Genomic DNA, 18169 nt, shown 5'->3' with positions numbered 1-18169 from the left:
GAAGCTGACAAGAAATATAGAGCTTCGCTAACTAAAGAACAGAAAGCCGAAAATAATAGACGCTCATCTTTCACTAGAGCAAGGAATTTCATCAGAGATAAAAAATACACAAAAGAAGAGTTCGTAGAACTTTACGAATTAATAACAGAAAGGCATACAAATGAAAATAAAGACGAGCTATGAGAGCGGAGACCTTATCCACAGAGCTCTTGAGGATATAGCTGACTTAGGAGATACATTCATGGTTATTGCTATCTATGACGGAGAATTTATCACGGATTATATCGACTGTGACATTCCAACCCGTGAAGAGATGGATGGATCGACTGATGATGAATTCAATAAAGTAGTCGCTGAATATAAGCAAGACATGAAGAAGATAGAAGGCAAAGAGTACGAAGCAATGAACTTGAAGGAGTTGCTTGTTAAGTTGAAAAAGCAAGACAGTATATTATAATTGGTGGGCAAAGAGTGGGCAAAAAGTACGTAAAAGTACAAAAAACTATGTAAATGTATTTATCAAAAAATAACGATAAAGTGCGTTGTAATCATGTTTCGCTTTTGTTATGTAATTTTGTAAAAGCCTGTTTTTCAAGGGTGGAATGATGTAATTAAGCTTATTTTAAGAAAAAATAGCTAAAATAAACTCGTCTCCAACAATCAATAAAAAATTAAGGTGTCCAGTGGACATCTTTTTTGTTTTAAAATAAAAATTGAATTTGATCGCCTAAAAGAGAGAAAAAATGTTAAAATAGATAAGAAAGAGGATCATCACATCTTTTCTGGACTAACGAACGGAAATAAAAAGTGATGGTCTGCTAAAATTGGAGGAATAAAATGTCAAAATTTCAAGTTGTTGAACATCCGCTCATTCAACATAAACTTTCTATCTTGCGTCGCAAGGAAACTTCATCTAAAGAATTTCGTGAACTTGTAGATGAGATTGGGATGCTGATGGCTTATGAAGTTTCTCGCGATCTCCCTCTTGAGGATGTTGAAATTGACACGCCAGTTGCACACATGACCGCCCAACGTTTGGCTGGTAAAAAATTAGCAATTGTCCCTATTCTTCGAGCAGGGATTGGTATGGTTGATGGGATTTATAAATTAATTCCTGCTGCGCGTGTGGGACATATCGGAATGTATCGTGATGAAGAAACCCTAAAACCAGTTGAGTATTTAGTCAAAATGCCGACAGATATTGCTGAGCGACAAGTTTTCTTGGTTGATCCAATGCTTGCAACAGGTGGTTCTGCTATTTTAGGTGTGGACGTTCTTAAAAAACGTGGCGTTAAAAATATAAAATTCGTCTGTCTTGTCGCCGCTCCAGAAGGGGTTAAAGCGTTCCAAAAAGCACATCCCGATGTGGACATGTATGCAGCGGCACTTGACGATCATCTCAACGAGCAAGGATACATCATTCCAGGACTTGGGGATGCTGGGGACCGCTTATTTGGGACAAAATAAAGAAAAAAGAGTTTTGGCTGTTTTGAAATGCCCAAGCCATTTTGCCCTATAATTGGAGTGAAATAGCTAGGAATTCACGGAAAAAACTTTGCTTTCAATACGAGTTGCGCTGGTTTTACGAGATGCGTGGTTCATCATGAAAGAAGGAACGCATAGCGAGCTTTGATCTCGCTATTTTTTTACTTTTGCATCTGTTTTGGAGCGTTGGATCAAATTTCTTTTATTTACAAAAATGCGAGCAAATAAAATAAAAAACAAATTTGTTTACACACGTAAATTTTTATGCTAAGATTACATATGTAAACAATTAAAATAAATTAAAAAAAGAGGACATCACAATGACATTTTTGAAATCACTAGAAAATCGCCGCTCAATCTATGCACTTGGAAAAAATATTGAAAATCCAGATCAAGCAATTGAAACAATCAAACAAGCCGTTCGTCTTTCTCCATCAGCGTTCAATTCCCAAACGACACGCGTGCTCTTTGTTACAGGAGCAGCACAAGAAAAACTTTGGGGAGAAATCGTTGCTGATGCAGTCCATGCTTCAATGAAAGCTCAAGGGGTTCCAGAATCTGCATTTGAAGGAACAAAAGCAAAATTGGATGGTTTCAAAGCTGCCTATGGAACAGCCCTTTTCTTTGAAGATCAAGAGGTGGTTAAAAATCTTCAAGAACAATTTGTACTTTATGCAGACAATTTCCCAGTATGGTCAGAACAAGCTTCAGGAATCACTTCTGTCAATGCTTGGACCGCACTTGCAGAACTCGGTATCGGTGCAAATCTTCAACACTACAATCCATTGATTGATGAAGAAGTTGCAAAAGCTTTCCATGTTCCAGCAAGTTGGAAACTTCGTGGAGAATTGGTCTTTGGTTCAATTGAAGCAAAAGCTGGTGAAAAAGAATTTATGGATGACGATGCACGCTTTATGTCAGCAAATTAAGTTATGATTAAAAAGTTTCTATTTTGAGAAGCCTTTTTTCTAACAGAGGATATTTCTTGTTTGCATTCTTTTTTGCTATAATGAAAATCATGAAGACAGAAATCGGAAAAGTGTTTCGAGAATTAAGGCAAGAAAAAGAAATGTCATTGGCTAAAGCAAGTGAGGGAGTCCTATCAATTTCTCAACTCTCTCACTTTGAATGTGGCAAAGGTGATTTGACGATAGGAAAGTTTTTTGCTCTGATTGGAAACATCAATGTTTCAATCAATGAATTTTCAGACCTTTTAAAAAAGGATGAAACGACTCTCTTGTTTGAACAAGCCGGAAAGTTAGAACAAGCCGGAAAAATTGATGAATTAGTCAATTTGTACGAACAGGAGCGAAAAAAATATCGTGAAACGAGCAAAAAACAAGATCAATTAAATATAATTGCATTAAAGTCAATGCTAATCAATTATGGAAAATTTGAACGACTGACGGTAATTGAACAAGAAATTTTAGAGAATTATTTTTATGAAATTAAAAAATGGAAATACTCTAATCTCCAATTTTTTGCGATTGCGCTGACACAACTTGACAGTCAATCCATTGTTTTTTATCTGGATAATATTTTGGAGCAAGATAATTTAGATAATAACTTGATTTTGATGATTTTGAGAAACGCAATTTACATTTTGGCACAAAATAATCAAACTGAAAAAGTAAAATTTTATTTAGAAAAGTTTAAATCTTTAATTCCGCAGATTGGAAACATCGAAATTGGAATTTCATATGCTGTACAAGAAGCTGATTTATATGAGGTTTCAGGTAATTTTCGAGAGGCCATTTCTATTTTAGAACAGATTGCAAAAACGTATGAAGAATTCTATATGCCAGAAAAAGCAAAACTTTATCAAGAAGAAATAAAAAAATTGCAACAAAAGTTGTAATTTTTTATTATATATAGGAAATCGCAAAAAAAGTATATTTTTTTGCAGTAAGATAAAATTATCAAATAAAGGAGGTCTTCAAAATGAAAGAACAGGTGAGTGAGCTTAACCTTCTTCCAAAAGAAGTTGATAATGAAGAAGACATTGTTATTACTTTCATTTGTCCCGTTACAGGGAGCTAGTCTATAAGTATCTGGCTTTGTACAGCCAGATGTTTTTATTATAAGGAAAAAATATGGAAAAATTTACTTATTTTACGACAGATAGATATAAACTTCCAAAGTATGGCTTTAAAATTCATGTTTCTGCGACAGTTGAAAGTTATGAAAAAGTTTTTGATTTAACGAAAAGATATTTATTAAAACAAAAATTATATAATTTTTATACTAAAAGTTATGAAGAAGGTTTTTTAAAAGGTTATGAGGGTTATAAATTTATCAAAGAATTAAGGAGGAAACTATGAATTTACTGAGAAAAAATAAAACATTTGCTTCCTTGTTGTCCAGCTCTATTTTTTCTATGTTGGGAACGAGTTTATTTAACATTGTTTTTTTGATTTATGCGAGTAGCATGCCTCATCCGAAAATGATGATTTCATTGGCTGAACTCTGCCTTTTGTTACCGATTATATTTGCAGCTTACACAGGATTTTTGGCCGATAGAACAAAAAATAAAGCAAATTTTATGATTCGTGCGAGCTGGATTCAAGCCGTATTATTCTTTTTATTGATTTTTTTGATGATGGAGAAAAATTGGATTAGTTTTTGGGGCATAGCTGGTGTGAAAATTTTGACCGACCTGATTACCAGTTATAAATCTGGGTTACGCGCACCAATTTTACAAAATAATCTAAGCGCAGAGGAAATACAACCAGCATTTGGACAAATCCAGGGTTTATCATCTATTATAGAAATTATCGGACAACCTTTGGGTGTAACGATTCTGGCTCTTTCACATCAATCCTTTTCTTTAGTTGTTTTGATTAATGGAATCTTATATTTACTGAGTGGTTTCTTTTTATTGATTTTCCGTAAAAAGTTGACTTTTAAGACTGTCAATTTTGATGAAAAGTTTAAATTTAATATCAAAGAGAGTTTTTCACAAATTCGTAATGTTTTTACTGTAAATAGTTCATCAAATTTTTTAGTACTAGTATTTTCATTAGTTTTTATCAACTTTATTTTGGCGGGTATTGGACCTTTGACCAGCTTGGCCATGTTAAAATTTAATCCATTTTCTGTGAATTACGGGACTGCTATAATGATTTTTAACGTTGTTTTGATGTTAGGAATGCTCGCAGGCTCATTTATTATGGGGGATAAACTAAAAGATTGGGAACTTCCCAAATTAATGATTGCTACTTTTTTGATGATTGCACTTTTTGCAGCTTTGGTGACTCATTTTGGCTTGATTTCTTTAATATTTCTCTTTTCTTTGGCTTACATATCGGCCAAAGCGAGTCCTAAAGTCAATCGTCTCATTCTGGAAAATGTTTCTTCAGAAAATTTGGGGAAAATTGGTGGAGGGATTACGACTATTTTTACATTTTCGGTACCATTTGGTGGAGCAATCTTTGTGTTTTTTGCAAATTTAATAGGCATCGCTCTCACATTTTATATTATTTCTATTTTGTCTCTTCTTGTCTTCTTGATTTTACTATTAATAATTTTTCGCCAGTAAAAAAGAGTTCAATTGAACGCTCAGACTGCAGGAAAAGTTGTGGGGGGGGGGCAGTATAGAGTTTCTCTTTTGAGAAGCTTTTTTTCTAACAGAGGATATTTCTTGTTTGCATCCTTTTTTGGTATAATGAAAGAAGAGCTAAATAAACAATAAATAATAAAATCATAAAAAAAAGGAGAACTTATGCAAGCAAAACTTTTAAATAAAGTTGTAATTAAACGCAATGGACGAGTGGTGGATTGGGATTCTTTTCGGATTCAAACGGCGGTTTTTAAAGCAGCGATTTTTGGGAAATATTCAGAAAAACCTTTGCATGCTAATATGATTGCTAATAATGTGACAAAAATTGTTGAAAAAGTAATTTCGGAGCTACCTTTTGAAAAGGTAGAAATTGAAACGATCCAAAATCAAGTGGTAAAACAATTAAATGATTTTGATAAAGAAGTTGCGAAAGATTTTCTCGCGTATAAAACGAAACAAAATATTAATCAGAGACATTAAAAGCTCAAAAATCAAATTTTTTAATTTTCACTTTTTAATTTTATGACTTGACAAAAATTGGTTTAGAGATTAGAATAGGGTATGAAGAGACATGTTCTTGATGAAAGATTTTTAGAAAGCAACGGGAGATGGGAAGTTGTATTTGGAAGTCAAGAGTACCACTCGAAATACTGTGTTTTATCTTTTGTCAGAAGCACAGTGCTGATTTTATTCTTTTTGGAAATAACAAAAAGCGTCTCTGACACGTTACGTCAATGAAGAGTGTTTTGTCAGTACTGACAAAACTAAATTAAGGTGGTAACACGCAGAAATGGCGTCCTTTGTAGGACATATTTCTGCGTTTTTTATTACACATTTTTCTGTCAGTACTGACAGCATGAAAAAGATAAAAAGAAAGGCTAATTATGATTAAAATAACATTCCCTGATGGTAACGTGCGTGAATTTGAGGCAGGAGTTACAACTTTTGAAATTGCTAAATCCATTTCTCCAAGTTTGGCGAAAAAAACGCTCGCTGGAAAAGTGAATGGAAAGTTGATTGATGCAACGCGTCCCATTGATTCAGATAGTGATTTTGAAATTGTAACACCAGAACATGAAGATGCGCTTGGAATTTTGCGACACTCTGCCGCTCATTTATTTGCCCAAGCAGCAAAACGTCATTTTCCTAATATTCATTTTGGAGTAGGACCAGCAATTCGAGATGGCTTTTATTATGATACAGATCATGCGGATGGTCAAATCACAAATGAGGATTTGCCTAAAATTGAAGCAGAGATGAAAAAGATTGTCAAAGAAAACTTCAAATCCGTCCGCAAAGAAGTTTCTAAAGCCGAAGCAAAAGAGATCTTTGCAAACGATCCTTACAAGCTCGAGCTCATTGAAGAACACAATGAAGATGCAGGTGGACTTACAATTTATACACAAGGAGAATATACAGATCTTTGTCGTGGACCACATGTACCTTCTACTGGAGTAATTAAATATTTCCATCTTCTCAATGTCGCTGGGGCTTATTGGCGCGGGAATTCTGATAATGCAATGATGCAACGCATTTACGGAACGGCGTGGTTCACTAAAGAAGCACTTGATGAAAATTTGAAAATACGTGAAGAAGCAAAAGAACGTGATCATCGCAAACTCGGACGTGAATTGAATCTCTTCTTCAATGATGCTGAACTTGGAGCTGGAACAGCTTACTGGCTTCCTGATGGAGCTACAATTCGCCGCATTGTCCAACGTTACGTTGAAGATCAAGAGGTTGCAAATGGCTACCTTCATGTCATCACCCCAGCCATGATGAATTTGAATACCTATAAACGCTCAGGTCACTGGGATCATTATCACGAAGACATGTTTCCTCCGATGGATATGGGAGATAATGAATCCATGGAACTTCGCCCAATGAATTGTCCAAGTCACATTGCGATTTATCAACATGCCGTTCATTCTTATCGTGAGTTGCCGATTCGAATTGCAGAATTTGGAATGATGCACCGATATGAAAAATCGGGTGCCTTATCCGGTCTTCAGCGCGTACGCGAAATGACTTTGAATGATGGTCATACCTTTGTGACTCCAGAGCAAATTCAAGAAGAATTTTCTAAGATTTTGCAACTCATTATGGACATGTATCGTGATTTTGGTATCAGTGATTACAATTTCCGCTTGAGTTATCGCGATCCTGAAGATAAAACGAAATATTTCGATAATGATGAGATGTGGGAAAATGCTCAACGGATGCTCAAAGCAACAATGGACGATTTGAATCTTGATTATGTCGAAGCAGAAGGAGAAGCCGCATTCTATGGTCCAAAACTTGATATCCAAGTTCGGACAGCGCTCGGTAATGACGAGACACTCTCAACCATACAACTTGACTTCTTGCTTCCTGAACAATTTGATGTAACTTATATTGGAGCAGATGGTGAGAAACATCGTCCTGTCATGATTCACCGTGGTGTTATTTCTACTTTAGAACGTTTCATGGCTTATTTGATTGAGACGTACAAAGGAGCATTTCCAACATGGCTTGCCCCAACTCAAGCCACAATCATTCCAGTGAATAACGAAATACATGCAGATTACGCTTGGGAAATCAAAAAACTTCTGGCTGACAAGGGATTTCGTGTCGTCGTAGATGAAGCAAATGAAAAAATGGGATGGAAAATTCGTCAATCTCAAACCAAAAAAGTTCCCTATCAAATTGTCATTGGTGACAAAGAAATGGCGGACCACACAGTCAATATTCGGCACTATGGATCAACTGAAACAGCCGTTGTTCCACTGGAAACATTTGTTGAGATGATAACACAAGATGTGAAAAATCTGAGTCGTTCTAAATAATAAACAAGCAGGATGAATTAAATTCATTCTGTTTTTTTGAACGCTTATACGTCAAAAAAATTCAAAGATACGATATAATTAAACCAAGAGAATGAGCGATAGGAGATTACGTTGTTTAGCACGATTTACAGTTTTTTAGAAATAATAGGAACAATTGCATTTGCTGTCTCAGGAACGGTGATCGGAATCAATCACCGCCTAGATATTTTTGGTATCTTAACAATGTCGGCAGTAACCGCCGTTGGTGGCGGAATTATCAGAGATGTCTGCCTTGGAGTTATCCCTCCAAGCTCGTTGAAATCGCCAGACTATATCATTATTTCAGCAATAGCCTCAATTTTAACAATGATTATCGCCCTCTTAACGAGAAAAAGACGTGATTCGCTAAGCATATTAAAAATATCTCAGCTTTATAATTTCATTCTTGTTTTATCCGATGCAATAGGGCTTGGTATTTTTACTGTTGTCGGCATCAACAGTGGAATAGATAAAGGATTTAATCACAATCTATTTTTCATTGTATTTCTTGGTGTCGTCACAGGAGTCGGTGGTGGGATGATCAGAGATGTTATTGCTAATCAAGTTCCCATGATTTTCAGAGAAAATATCTATGCTGTTTCCTGTATCATCGGAGGCACACTTTATGTTGTCCTATTTCCCTACCTTAATCACTCTCTGAACATGCTTTTAGCAATTCTTATCATTGTTACAATTCGACTCATCTCAGAAAAAATGAAAATTAATCTTCCAAGAATTAAAAAATGAGAACATACTGGCTTAAAAGCCAGTTTTTTTATCAACAATTAAAGAATAAAGGAGCACATAGAGAACTCTCTAGCGTTATTAATTGTTTCTTTATCATTTCTTTTGTTAAAAAATAATTAAATTTAAGTTTTCGTTCAGAAAAGTCTTGACAAACGAAATGTAAGTGGTATCATTAATTTATTAAGTTTAACGTTAAACCTACAACGAAATTAACTCAAATTATGAAAGGCTAGCCTTTCTCTTGTACAAAGTACAAGAGAAAGGCTAGCCTTTCTCTTGTACAAAGTACAAGAGAAATATTCCTAGCAAAGAAAAAGCAGGAGAACTCAATGGAAATGACTACTCAAAAAAGGAATGGAAAAGGCAAAAATCAATTATTTACAGAAAAACTAAAACACAATGCATCACTTTACCTTTTACTCGCTCCCGCCACCATTTTACTCATCATGTTTGCCTATATCCCAATGTATGGACTTCTGATGGCTTTCAAAGACTATTCGCCGTCACTCGGTATTTGGGCAAGTCCTTGGGTTGGATTAAAGTGGTTTCAGCAATATTTTAGTTCTTATATGTTTTGGCCCACGATTTTCAACACCTTAAAGATTGCCATTTACGGTTTACTCTTTGGCTTCACATTACCCATTATTTTGGCGGTGCTTTGCAACCAGCTGCGCAATCAAGTATTCAAGAAATTTTTTCAAGTAACAACCTATCTTCCTCACTTTATTTCAACCATGGTCATGGCAGGAATGCTCCTCTTATTTCTTTCACCTCAAACGGGACTTGTTGCCAATCTTCTTCATGTTTTCAATCTCAAAATGCCAGACATTATTGCCAACCCCAATTCTTTTGCCAGCTTAAATGTCTGGTCAGATGTTTGGCAAAACATTGGTTGGAACTCTATCATCTACCTTGCAGCGCTCTCGGCGATTGACCCCACCTATTATGAAGCAGCAACAATGGACGGGGCAACAAGACTTCAGTGCATCATCAAGATTGATTTACCATTACTTTTACCGACAATCATGATTATGCTCATCATGGCAGTCGGACAACTTCTCAATGTCGGCTTTGAAAAAGTCTTGCTCTTACAAAATCCACTGAATTTATCCGGAAGTGAAATTATTTCGACCTACGTTTATAAAGTCGGCTTACAATCATTCCAATATTCATATTCCACGGCAATTAACCTTTTTCAAACAGTCATCAATCTCGTTATTCTCGTTACAGCGAATTTTCTTTCCCGTCGCTTGACAGAAACTGGTTTATTTTAAAGAAAGGAGTATAGCATGAAAAAAGAAAAAAAGAAGAGAAAACCCAGAAGTAAATCAGAAAAAGTTTTTGATTTTATGAATGTTGTTCTTTCAACCCTCCTTATCTTGGTCATCATCTATCCCTTGTGGTTTGTTATTATCGCCTCCTTTTCAAATCCGCAAGATGTCGCATCAGGAGCTGTCTGGCTTTTACCAAAATCAATCAACTTAAAAGGCTACACAACACTGTTCTCTCAACCACTCATTTGGCGCTCCTATTTTAATACGATCTTTTATACCGTCGCAGGCACAGCATTTGCTCTTTTTGTCAATATTCCTGTCGGTTATGCCTTAACGCGGAAAGATTTATTTGGCAGACGTTGGATTGCACTCATGTACGTCATTCCGATGTTTGTCTCAGGTGGCTTGATTCCCATATACTTAGTAACGAAACAATTTGGACTTCTCAATACGATTTGGGTCATGATTATTCCTTTCTCAGTTTCTTCTTACAATATCATTGTTGCAAGAACATTCTTCCAACAATCTATTCCCGAAGGGCTATGGGAAGCTGCTCAGATGGACGGCGCAGGGACCATTCGTTATTTTGTGCAAATCGTTTTGCCCTTGTCCAAAGCAATTTTAGCAGTTATTGGACTTTGGACAGCAGTCGGAATCTGGAATTCATGGTTTAACGCATTAATCTACTTATCCAATTCAAATTTACAACCTCTACAATTACTGTTAAGGCAGCTACTGATTACCAATCAAACGCTCCAATCACAAGCAACAGGAGATGTAGCACAGCAGCTTCAACAAACGGCCAATATGATGAAATATGCTTCTATCGTTGTTTCAACATTACCAGTTATGTGTCTTTACCCATTTTTACAAAAATACTTTAATCAAGGGGCAATGATTGGTGCCATCAAAGAATAATTTCAACTTTGTTTTTAGACGAATGATATAAAAAATTGTTATTAATACAATAATCTAAGGAGATTACTAATGAAAAATCGTACACTCAAAGTTGCTGCCAGCGCAGCATCAATTCTCGCAGCAGTGACGCTCTTGTCTGCTTGTGGAAGCAATTCATCAAAGAAGGCTGACGCAGGAAACAAAAACTTTACCGTAGCAACTGTCCGCTGGTCGGACTGGGGAACAACTTTTGAAAAATTCCCCAATAAACTAGCCAAACAAGCAGGTATCAATGTCAAATGGAATGTTTATTTGGATGCGAACTGGACAGATAAACAGTCAACCATGATGGCAGGAGGCGACCTTCCAGACGCTTTCATGGGTTCAATCACCTTTACAGATCAACAAATTGCTCAAAATCAAGCAGATTTTATCCCATTAAACAAATACATCAATAAAACAGACATGCCCAACTTGACCAAAGCTCTCAAAGAAAATCCAGCCCTCAAAGCAATGATTACAAGTCCTGACGGCAAGATTTGGTCTCTCCCAAAGAACGAACCAGTGCGTCCAACGATTGCGAATCAACTCTTCATCAACAAGAAATGGCTGGATAAACTTGGTTTACAAATGCCAACGACTTATGTGGAATTTGTAAAAGTATTGCAAGCATTCAAGACGCAAGATCCCAACGGTGATGGAAAAGCAGATGAAATTCCTTATGCGCCAGGTAATGTCAATCCAACCTTTGCCTACATTCTACCATTTGGCAACCTAGAATCAGACGTTCAGCCAAATGACGTAGCACTCTGGAATGGCAAACCAACCTTTGTTTACACGAATGATCGTTACAAAGCAGGTATCCAAGCTATGCACACTGCCTATTCTCAAGGATTGATTGACCCTCAGATGTACACAGAAGACGCTACACAAACTCAAGCTAACTTGATGGCAAAGGTAGAAGTTGTTGGTGTTTCTGCTGGCTGGACAGCTGATGCAACTTTTGGGGCCAATGCCAAAGACTATGTTGCCTTGCCACCGCTTAAAGGCCCTGATGGCAAAGCTTATGTCTTCTCAGATCCGGATCATTACAATGAAAACCGTAATGAATTTATGGTAACGACAAAAGCTAAAAATGTAAAAGCCTTGATGAAATGGGTAGATAAATTCTATACTAACGACGCTTCAATCCAAAACACTTATGGAGAATTTGGTGTTGCTACAAAGAAAACAAGTACAGGTTACGAAGTTTTAAAAGCAAAGTCTGGCACAACAGCAGATACACAAGCTTGGGTAGATTCTCTGCGTGATTTTGGTCCTAAGACTTGGACAAAATCAAATAAAGATGTCACTTTCCAAGATTCAACAAATGGCGATGCTCAAAAATTAGCAATGGATGCGAAATATAAGAAATACGCTCTACCTGCCTATCCAAATGTTACTTATACAAATGCAGAATTGACAACAATGGCTCAACTTTTACCTGACATCAATTCTTACGCCACACAACAAGAAGCAAAATGGGTCACAAAGGGTGGCTTGACTGACGCTTCTTACAAAGCTTATGTGAGTAAATTGAATGCCATGGGACTTCAAAAATTCATGAAGATTCAGACTGACGCTTACAACCGTTACGAAAAAGAATTGAAAAAATAAATGAAAGTTTTCAGTCAGAGCACCATCGTTCTGACTGAACTTTATAAAAGATTCTGTGGAGCAAACAATGAAAAACCATAGGAAAACGATTATCATCTCAATAATAATTGTTTTGTTACTATTGATTGCAGGAGGAACAGTGATGTTAAACCAACATCAGACACTCTTACAGAGCGGAAGAAAAGGAAATGGAGAAATAACAACGTATCCATTTGCTAAAGGGATGAGAGAATTTAAAGAAATGAAAGTTTATGTTCAAGATTCTAAACAGACTCAAGCTCTTCAACTCTACAGCGTCAATACAAACCCAAAACGAAATTATCCAACTGATGATAGTTTACTGAAAAAAGCAGCCGTCGCAACTTTTGACATGAAAGGCAAGATTACAGTAGCCGTTGTTTACCCTAAAGCTGTAAAATCAGTCCAAGTAAGACCAGCAACAGCTGATGTAAAAACAAAAATAAAAGGAAAAACAGTTTTCTTTACGCTCAAAAAGTGGGGACAGTATTCCGTAGAGATGAATGGCGATTCCATCACTAAAGATCTCTTAATCTTTGCTAATCCGCCACAAGAAAAAATCCCAGCAAGTGCAAAAGTCATTAAAGGACGAGTTGACGGACCACTTAATATTGCACAAGGACAAACAGTCTATCTTGCAGCCGGTTCTGTTATAGATGGACCGGTAACGATGGCTTCTGATTCAAAATTGTTAGGACGTGGGATCTTAACACAAGGTGGTCCACCAGCTATCAATGTTCCAAACGCTGATCATGTCACGATTGATGGCATCAATATTTTTGACCCTAACGACTGGGTCGTGCAACTTTATAACAGCACGCACGTTGCTATTCACAATTTGAAGATTATTTCCTGTCGTGATAATAGTGATGGCATCACCATTCAAAGCTCACAAGATGTGACAATAGATCATTCATTTATTCGCTCATGGGACGATAGTATTGTTCTGAAAAATTACACAAACACGAATACACAGAATATTAAAGTAACCAATAGTCTAATATGGACAGATTTAGCACAGTCAATGGAAATTGGCTTTGAAACCAATAAAGGCAATCCTCTCACTTCGATGAAACTATCCAATGTGTTATTTGAAAATATTGACGTACTACACGCTTTTCATAAAGCACCGATTTCGATTCACAATGCGGATAATTGTAGCATTTCAAATGTGACTTTCAAAAATATTATTTTAGAAGATGCACAAATGGGTGTTTCAGGAACGCATGGTGAAGGTGGCGGCTGGCCTTATCTAATAGATTTTGATAATGGTAACTCTGAAGAGATGGGTGGAGATGCTTCATGGACAAATAATGATGGCAATCGTTCCATTGAAAACGTCTTAGTTGAAGGTGTTTGGGTACTTGCTGGTGAAAAATCGTCTTGTGGATTACGTTTGCTCAATGAAGACAGTGGTGGTAAATCTCAAATGAAGAACATTCAACTAAAAAATATTTATTTTAAAAAGCAAGCTCTTAATTTTACGAGTATGATCAATGAAGCGAACCTTGCAGGACACGTAAGTGATAAAAATTCACCTTATTTCTCTCCATTCAAGTAACCGCTTCACTAAAAATGTTATAATAAGCCAGAGATGTCCTCCTAAATCTCTGACTTACTATTTATAGGTATTAAAGATGAAAAGATTATTAAGTTTAGATAGTCCCCCCATGCGGTTTTTAGCGCTCATAGCAAATCTAATTATTTTAAATACATTGTTCATCCTAACAAGTATTTCCTTGATTACGATAGGCGCTAGTTTGTGCGCGTTGCAAACGAGTATTCAAAATATTTTACGCAAGAAAGATGAACGGTTGATAGCGAATTATTTTAGACTTTTTCAAAATAATTTCAAGCAAGCTACTATTTCTTGGCTGATAATCGTCGTACTTGGACTACTCTTTTTCCTAGATTTTCGTTTGCTAGGGCATTTGTTTATAGCCTTATCTTTCTTATTTGGTGTGGTAACTATTTTGGCAGTTGTCTTTCTAGCTATTGAAATCTCTTATCTTTTTGCTTATATTGGGCGTTATCAAGATAAGTTGCAAGTTGCTGTAAAAAACGTCTTAGGATTAAGCTTACAACACTTGTTTCAGACAGTATTTTTAGTGATTTATAATAGCTTTATTGTGTATTTTGCCTTGTCCAGCCCAGTAGCGCTACTTACAATGATTTACTTATTTACTTTTGGTGATTTTGCTTTTATAAACTATTTTTCAGGTGTAATGATAAAACAGGTATTTGATAAATTAGAACGGAATTAAAAATGGAAGAAAATAGAATAATCAAATTTGATAAAGCACGTTTTGAAATTTTAACGGAAAATTTAATACGAATTGAGTATAGTGAGACAGGAAATTTTGAAGATAACAAAACACAAATCGTTCAAAATAGAGAATTTTCTCCAGTGAAGTTTGACATCATCAAGAAGGAAAACTCAATCGAGATTTTAACAGATGCTGTGCATCTTTATTATACAGGTGGAACTTTTATGAAAGGTAGTCTGTATGCTGATGTACGCTTTGCTTTTAGTGTATATTCAAATCGCTGGTATTTTGGAGAAAAGATTGATGGTAATCTTGGAGGTACAACAAGAACCCTAGATACGATTGATGGCGAATGTCAGTTAGAAGATGGCATCATGTCTAAAAATGGTTTTGCGATTTTGACGGATAATAGTTGGGAAATGAATGATAAAGAAGATGTGGAAAATCATCATCGTTCAAATATTGATATTTATTTCTTTGCTTATGGGAGAAACTATCGTCAAGCATTAAAAGATTATTATCATTTAACAGGAAACACACCTCAGCTTCCACGCTTTGTTCTTGGAAATTGGTGGAGCCGTTATTATGAATATTCGCAAGAGTCATATTTGGCCTTAATGGATAAGTTTCAAGATAAAAAAGTCCCATTATCTGTTTCAGTGATTGACATGGATTGGCACAAAGTGGCTGAAGTTCCGACTAAATATGGCTCAGGTTGGACGGGATATTCGTGGAATAAAAAACTTTTTCCTCATCCGAAAGAATTTATCCAACAACTTCATGATAAAAAATTAAAAGTCACATTGAATGACCATCCAGCAGACGGTATTCGTGCCTTTGAAGATGATTATCCAAAAGTTGCCGAACATCTTCATCTCAATAAAGAACTCGAAGAACCTGCAAAATTTGATTTTAATAATCCTGATTTTCGTAAATCTTATTTTGAAGATGTCCATGGTTCACTTGAAAAAGATGGTGTTGATTTTTGGTGGCTTGATTGGCAACAAGGTGCTGTTTCTTCAACGGGTGTTGACCCACTTTGGCTACTCAATCATTATCAATACAAAGATGCGCAAAAACTCTCTCAAAACAATATTATTTTGAGCCGTTATGCAGGACCGGGCAGTCATCGTTATCCTTTAGGGTTTTCTGGCGATACTGTGATTTCTTGGGATAGTCTTGATTTCCAACCTTATTTTACCAGCACGGCGTCTAACATTGGATATACTTGGTGGAGCCATGATATCGGCGGACATATGCACGGAAGAAAAGATGCTGAATTAAGTCTTCGCTGGCTAGAATATGGTGTTTTCTCACCGATTAACCGTTTGCACTCATCAAAATCAGAGTTTACTAGCAAAGAACCTTGGCATTTTGACAAAGTTATAGAAGAAGCGATGGAGAAATTTTTGCGCCTGCGTCATTCTCTCATTCCTTATCTTTACACGGCAAATATTGAAACAGCTACAAAAGGGAAGGCACTTGTTGAGCCTATGTACTATGCTTATCCTCTACAAGAAGAAGCTTATAACCACAAAAATCAATATTTATTTGGTGGGGATATGCTTGTTGCACCAATTACTCATAAAATTAACCCAGAATTACAAATGGGTGAAGTAGATGTGTGGCTGCCCGAAGGAACATGGTATGACTTTTTCACTGGTGAAAAATACGAAGGAGATACAGAACTCAAAATTTACAGAGAAATAGATGAAATACCTGTATTTGTAAAAGCTGGAGCGATTATTCCATTAGATAAAAATCCAATGTTACGTGAAGAAATACCTTCAGAAATGATATGGAAAATTTTCCCACAAGGCAAAGGACACTATTGCTTAGTTGAAGATAACAATGAAACAACGGTTACTTTTGATAAAGGAATTTTGAACTTAACAGAGAAGAATCTAACGTCTCGAAAACACACGATAATTTATGCTGGACATGAAATAACAACTTTGTCCGGAAATTTTTCACTGGATTTAACGAGCTATATTCAAAAGTTTGACTGGGATTTTCGAAAAAATCTATTTAGACGATTAGATATTGCTGAATTACCTTACGATGAAAAAGATACGATTTATCAAAAATTGTCGAATATATCTGATTTTGATAAAAAAGTGGCATATATCAAACAGTTAAATAATATAGAATTACAAGATTCTTTGTTTGAAATACTTTATAGCAGTAGATAAAGAAAATAGATTTATGTATAATGGAGCATATACAGAGGTCTAGTTATGGCAAAAATCACGTTAAAAGAAATTGCAAAATTAGCAGACGTTTCAGTTATGACTGTCTCGAATGTTATCCATGGAAAAAATGCAAAAGTATCTATAAAAACAAAAGAAAAAATATTAAAGCTAGTTGAGAAGTATAATTACGTTCCAAATCAGAATGCGTCAAATTTAAGAACGGGTTCTTCTCAATTAATTGGTGTACTTTTTTATAGTAAAGAAAGTTATACAGATTTCACTGATCCATTTGTGTCGTCTATCCTTACTGGGATTGAAAACGTTGCGAATAAGTATGGCTATTTTACAATGATTCGTTCAATAGACAAAGCAGAAGATATTGAAGTTTTACAAAGGAATTGGACATTTGCTGGTTTTATCATGATTGGTGTGAGCAGCTATGACTTTTCTCAAGTTGATAAAAATATATTTGTACCAGTCACTTACGTAGATACCTATCGTAAAAGAATAACAACAAATTCAGAAAAAGCACGGAATTTTGTTGGAACGGATGAAGATGAAGTTTCCAAAATAGCGGTGGATTATCTGGTGGAGCAAGGACATGAAAATATTTTGTTCTGTAGTTTTGATTTTGATGCTGCACCGAGCGTTATCGAAAAAAGATTTTCTGCATTTAAAAAATATTTTGCCCAAAAAAGTAGCGGTCAATTTTTAGTAGCAACCACACCTACTCCGAACTATCAAGATGTCTTACAAAGTGTGAAACCTTATCTGATGGCACAACCTTTTAGCGCTATTTATGCGACGGCTGATATTTTAGCAGTTAAACTCAATCAAATATTTAAAGATATTTCGATTATTGGGGTAGATAATGCTGAATTCTGTGATTTTGTTTCTCCAAAACTAACGACGATTGCGATTGATCAAGTAGAAAAAGGAGAAATTGCAATGAAAAAACTAATTATGTCAATTAACCAAGAAACAAGCAGCGATTTTTATTCAAATTCTTATCTTATTGAGCGAGATAGTGTGACAAAAAATAGTTAAATTTAACTATTTTTTTTTGTGAAATTGTAGAGAAAACGAGAAAAATAAAGGATTGCGAAAAAAAAGCAAAAAAGATGTAGCTAAGAATTGACAAGAAAGAAAAGGTTTGGTATACTAATATAGTTGCTTGTTCGGGAAACCGAACGAGGGCGAAAAAAAGTCAGTTCGATCATATAAAATCCTT

At 35.7% G+C, this 18169-nt stretch carries 17 protein-coding genes; all 17 read left to right on the top strand.

The window, feature by feature from the left end; genetic code table 11:
* The coding region (locus GHI93_RS13020) for a hypothetical protein (protein ID WP_211368903.1) at positions 1–183 on the top strand (183 nt) is incomplete at its 5' end.
* 58 nt (positions 184–241) lie between these two features.
* On the top strand, positions 242–457 hold the full coding sequence (locus tag GHI93_RS12175) for a hypothetical protein (protein WP_153497285.1): 216 nt from the start codon (positions 242–244) through the stop codon (positions 455–457).
* Between the two features lie 380 nt (positions 458–837).
* Positions 838–1467, top strand: coding sequence for a uracil phosphoribosyltransferase (gene upp / locus GHI93_RS12170; RefSeq protein WP_153497284.1), 630 nt, complete (start codon positions 838–840; stop codon positions 1465–1467).
* A gap of 338 nt (positions 1468–1805) precedes the next feature.
* The gene (locus GHI93_RS12165; protein WP_153497283.1) at positions 1806–2414 is read left to right on the top strand and encodes a nitroreductase family protein; all 609 of its coding nucleotides are present in this window, start codon (positions 1806–1808) and stop codon (positions 2412–2414) included.
* An 89-nt stretch (positions 2415–2503) separates the two neighbouring features.
* Positions 2504–3343, top strand: a complete 840-nt coding sequence (locus GHI93_RS12160; RefSeq protein ID WP_153497282.1) for an Rgg/GadR/MutR family transcriptional regulator — start codon at positions 2504–2506, stop codon at positions 3341–3343.
* 235 nt (positions 3344–3578) lie between these two features.
* Positions 3579–3806, top strand: coding sequence for a class III lanthionine synthetase LanKC N-terminal domain-containing protein (locus GHI93_RS12155; RefSeq protein ID WP_153497281.1), 228 nt, complete (start codon positions 3579–3581; stop codon positions 3804–3806).
* The gene (locus GHI93_RS12150) at positions 3803–5023 is read left to right on the top strand and encodes an MFS transporter (RefSeq protein WP_153497280.1); all 1221 of its coding nucleotides are present in this window, start codon (positions 3803–3805) and stop codon (positions 5021–5023) included. The genes GHI93_RS12155 and GHI93_RS12150 overlap by 4 nt, the downstream gene beginning before the upstream one ends.
* A gap of 183 nt (positions 5024–5206) precedes the next feature.
* Positions 5207–5524, top strand: a complete 318-nt coding sequence (locus GHI93_RS12145; protein WP_153497279.1) for an ATP cone domain-containing protein — start codon at positions 5207–5209, stop codon at positions 5522–5524.
* Between the two features lie 404 nt (positions 5525–5928).
* Entirely contained in the window at positions 5929–7869 is a 1941-nt protein-coding gene (gene thrS, locus GHI93_RS12140) for a threonine--tRNA ligase (RefSeq protein ID WP_153497278.1), read from the top strand.
* Between the two features lie 111 nt (positions 7870–7980).
* A complete protein-coding gene (locus GHI93_RS12135) occupies positions 7981–8634 on the top strand; it encodes a trimeric intracellular cation channel family protein (protein ID WP_153497277.1) in 654 nt (217 codons plus the stop codon).
* Positions 8635–8969: 335 nt separating this feature from the next.
* Entirely contained in the window at positions 8970–9908 is a 939-nt protein-coding gene (locus GHI93_RS12130; protein ID WP_153497286.1) for an ABC transporter permease, read from the top strand.
* Between the two features lie 15 nt (positions 9909–9923).
* Positions 9924–10826: a carbohydrate ABC transporter permease gene (locus GHI93_RS12125; protein ID WP_153497276.1), complete on the top strand. Its 903-nt coding sequence runs from the start codon at positions 9924–9926 to the stop codon at positions 10824–10826.
* A 69-nt stretch (positions 10827–10895) separates the two neighbouring features.
* Complete coding sequence (locus GHI93_RS12120) at positions 10896–12461, top strand: type 2 periplasmic-binding domain-containing protein (protein WP_153497275.1); 1566 nt, start codon at positions 10896–10898, stop codon at positions 12459–12461.
* 67 nt (positions 12462–12528) lie between these two features.
* Positions 12529–14040 (top strand): glycosyl hydrolase family 28 protein, encoded by a 1512-nt coding sequence (locus tag GHI93_RS12115; RefSeq protein WP_153497274.1) that lies wholly within the window; start codon positions 12529–12531, stop codon positions 14038–14040.
* A gap of 76 nt (positions 14041–14116) precedes the next feature.
* Positions 14117–14743 (top strand): DUF624 domain-containing protein, encoded by a 627-nt coding sequence (locus tag GHI93_RS12110; protein ID WP_153497273.1) that lies wholly within the window; start codon positions 14117–14119, stop codon positions 14741–14743.
* A 2-nt stretch (positions 14744–14745) separates the two neighbouring features.
* Entirely contained in the window at positions 14746–16938 is a 2193-nt protein-coding gene (locus GHI93_RS12105; protein WP_153497272.1) for a TIM-barrel domain-containing protein, read from the top strand.
* 45 nt (positions 16939–16983) lie between these two features.
* Complete coding sequence (locus GHI93_RS12100; protein ID WP_153497271.1) at positions 16984–17985, top strand: LacI family DNA-binding transcriptional regulator; 1002 nt, start codon at positions 16984–16986, stop codon at positions 17983–17985.
* Positions 17986–18169: the final 184 nt, after the last annotated feature.

The sequence above is a fragment of the Lactococcus hircilactis genome (assembly GCF_009601015.1).
In the GTDB taxonomy this organism is placed as follows: Bacteria; Bacillota; Bacilli; order Lactobacillales; family Streptococcaceae; genus Lactococcus; species Lactococcus hircilactis.
Note: the sequence above shows the minus strand (reverse complement) of the source record. Positions and strands in the feature narration are given on the sequence as shown.

What these genes read in the sequence shown, in the direction of transcription:
- GHI93_RS12175 (WP_153497285.1), top strand. Translation starts at nt 242, where the DNA reads ATGGTTATTGCTATCTATGACGGAGAATTTATCACGGATTATATCGAC.
- upp (WP_153497284.1), top strand. Translation starts at nt 838, where the DNA reads ATGTCAAAATTTCAAGTTGTTGAACATCCGCTCATTCAACATAAACTT.
- GHI93_RS12165 (WP_153497283.1), top strand. Translation starts at nt 1,806, where the DNA reads ATGACATTTTTGAAATCACTAGAAAATCGCCGCTCAATCTATGCACTT.
- GHI93_RS12160 (WP_153497282.1), top strand. Translation starts at nt 2,504, where the DNA reads ATGAAGACAGAAATCGGAAAAGTGTTTCGAGAATTAAGGCAAGAAAAA.
- GHI93_RS12155 (WP_153497281.1), top strand. Translation starts at nt 3,579, where the DNA reads ATGGAAAAATTTACTTATTTTACGACAGATAGATATAAACTTCCAAAG.
- GHI93_RS12150 (WP_153497280.1), top strand. Translation starts at nt 3,803, where the DNA reads ATGAATTTACTGAGAAAAAATAAAACATTTGCTTCCTTGTTGTCCAGC.
- GHI93_RS12145 (WP_153497279.1), top strand. Translation starts at nt 5,207, where the DNA reads ATGCAAGCAAAACTTTTAAATAAAGTTGTAATTAAACGCAATGGACGA.
- thrS (WP_153497278.1), top strand. Translation starts at nt 5,929, where the DNA reads ATGATTAAAATAACATTCCCTGATGGTAACGTGCGTGAATTTGAGGCA.
- GHI93_RS12130 (WP_153497286.1), top strand. Translation starts at nt 8,970, where the DNA reads ATGACTACTCAAAAAAGGAATGGAAAAGGCAAAAATCAATTATTTACA.
- GHI93_RS12125 (WP_153497276.1), top strand. Translation starts at nt 9,924, where the DNA reads ATGAAAAAAGAAAAAAAGAAGAGAAAACCCAGAAGTAAATCAGAAAAA.
- GHI93_RS12120 (WP_153497275.1), top strand. Translation starts at nt 10,896, where the DNA reads ATGAAAAATCGTACACTCAAAGTTGCTGCCAGCGCAGCATCAATTCTC.
- GHI93_RS12115 (WP_153497274.1), top strand. Translation starts at nt 12,529, where the DNA reads ATGAAAAACCATAGGAAAACGATTATCATCTCAATAATAATTGTTTTG.
- GHI93_RS12110 (WP_153497273.1), top strand. Translation starts at nt 14,117, where the DNA reads ATGAAAAGATTATTAAGTTTAGATAGTCCCCCCATGCGGTTTTTAGCG.
- GHI93_RS12105 (WP_153497272.1), top strand. Translation starts at nt 14,746, where the DNA reads ATGGAAGAAAATAGAATAATCAAATTTGATAAAGCACGTTTTGAAATT.
- GHI93_RS12100 (WP_153497271.1), top strand. Translation starts at nt 16,984, where the DNA reads ATGGCAAAAATCACGTTAAAAGAAATTGCAAAATTAGCAGACGTTTCA.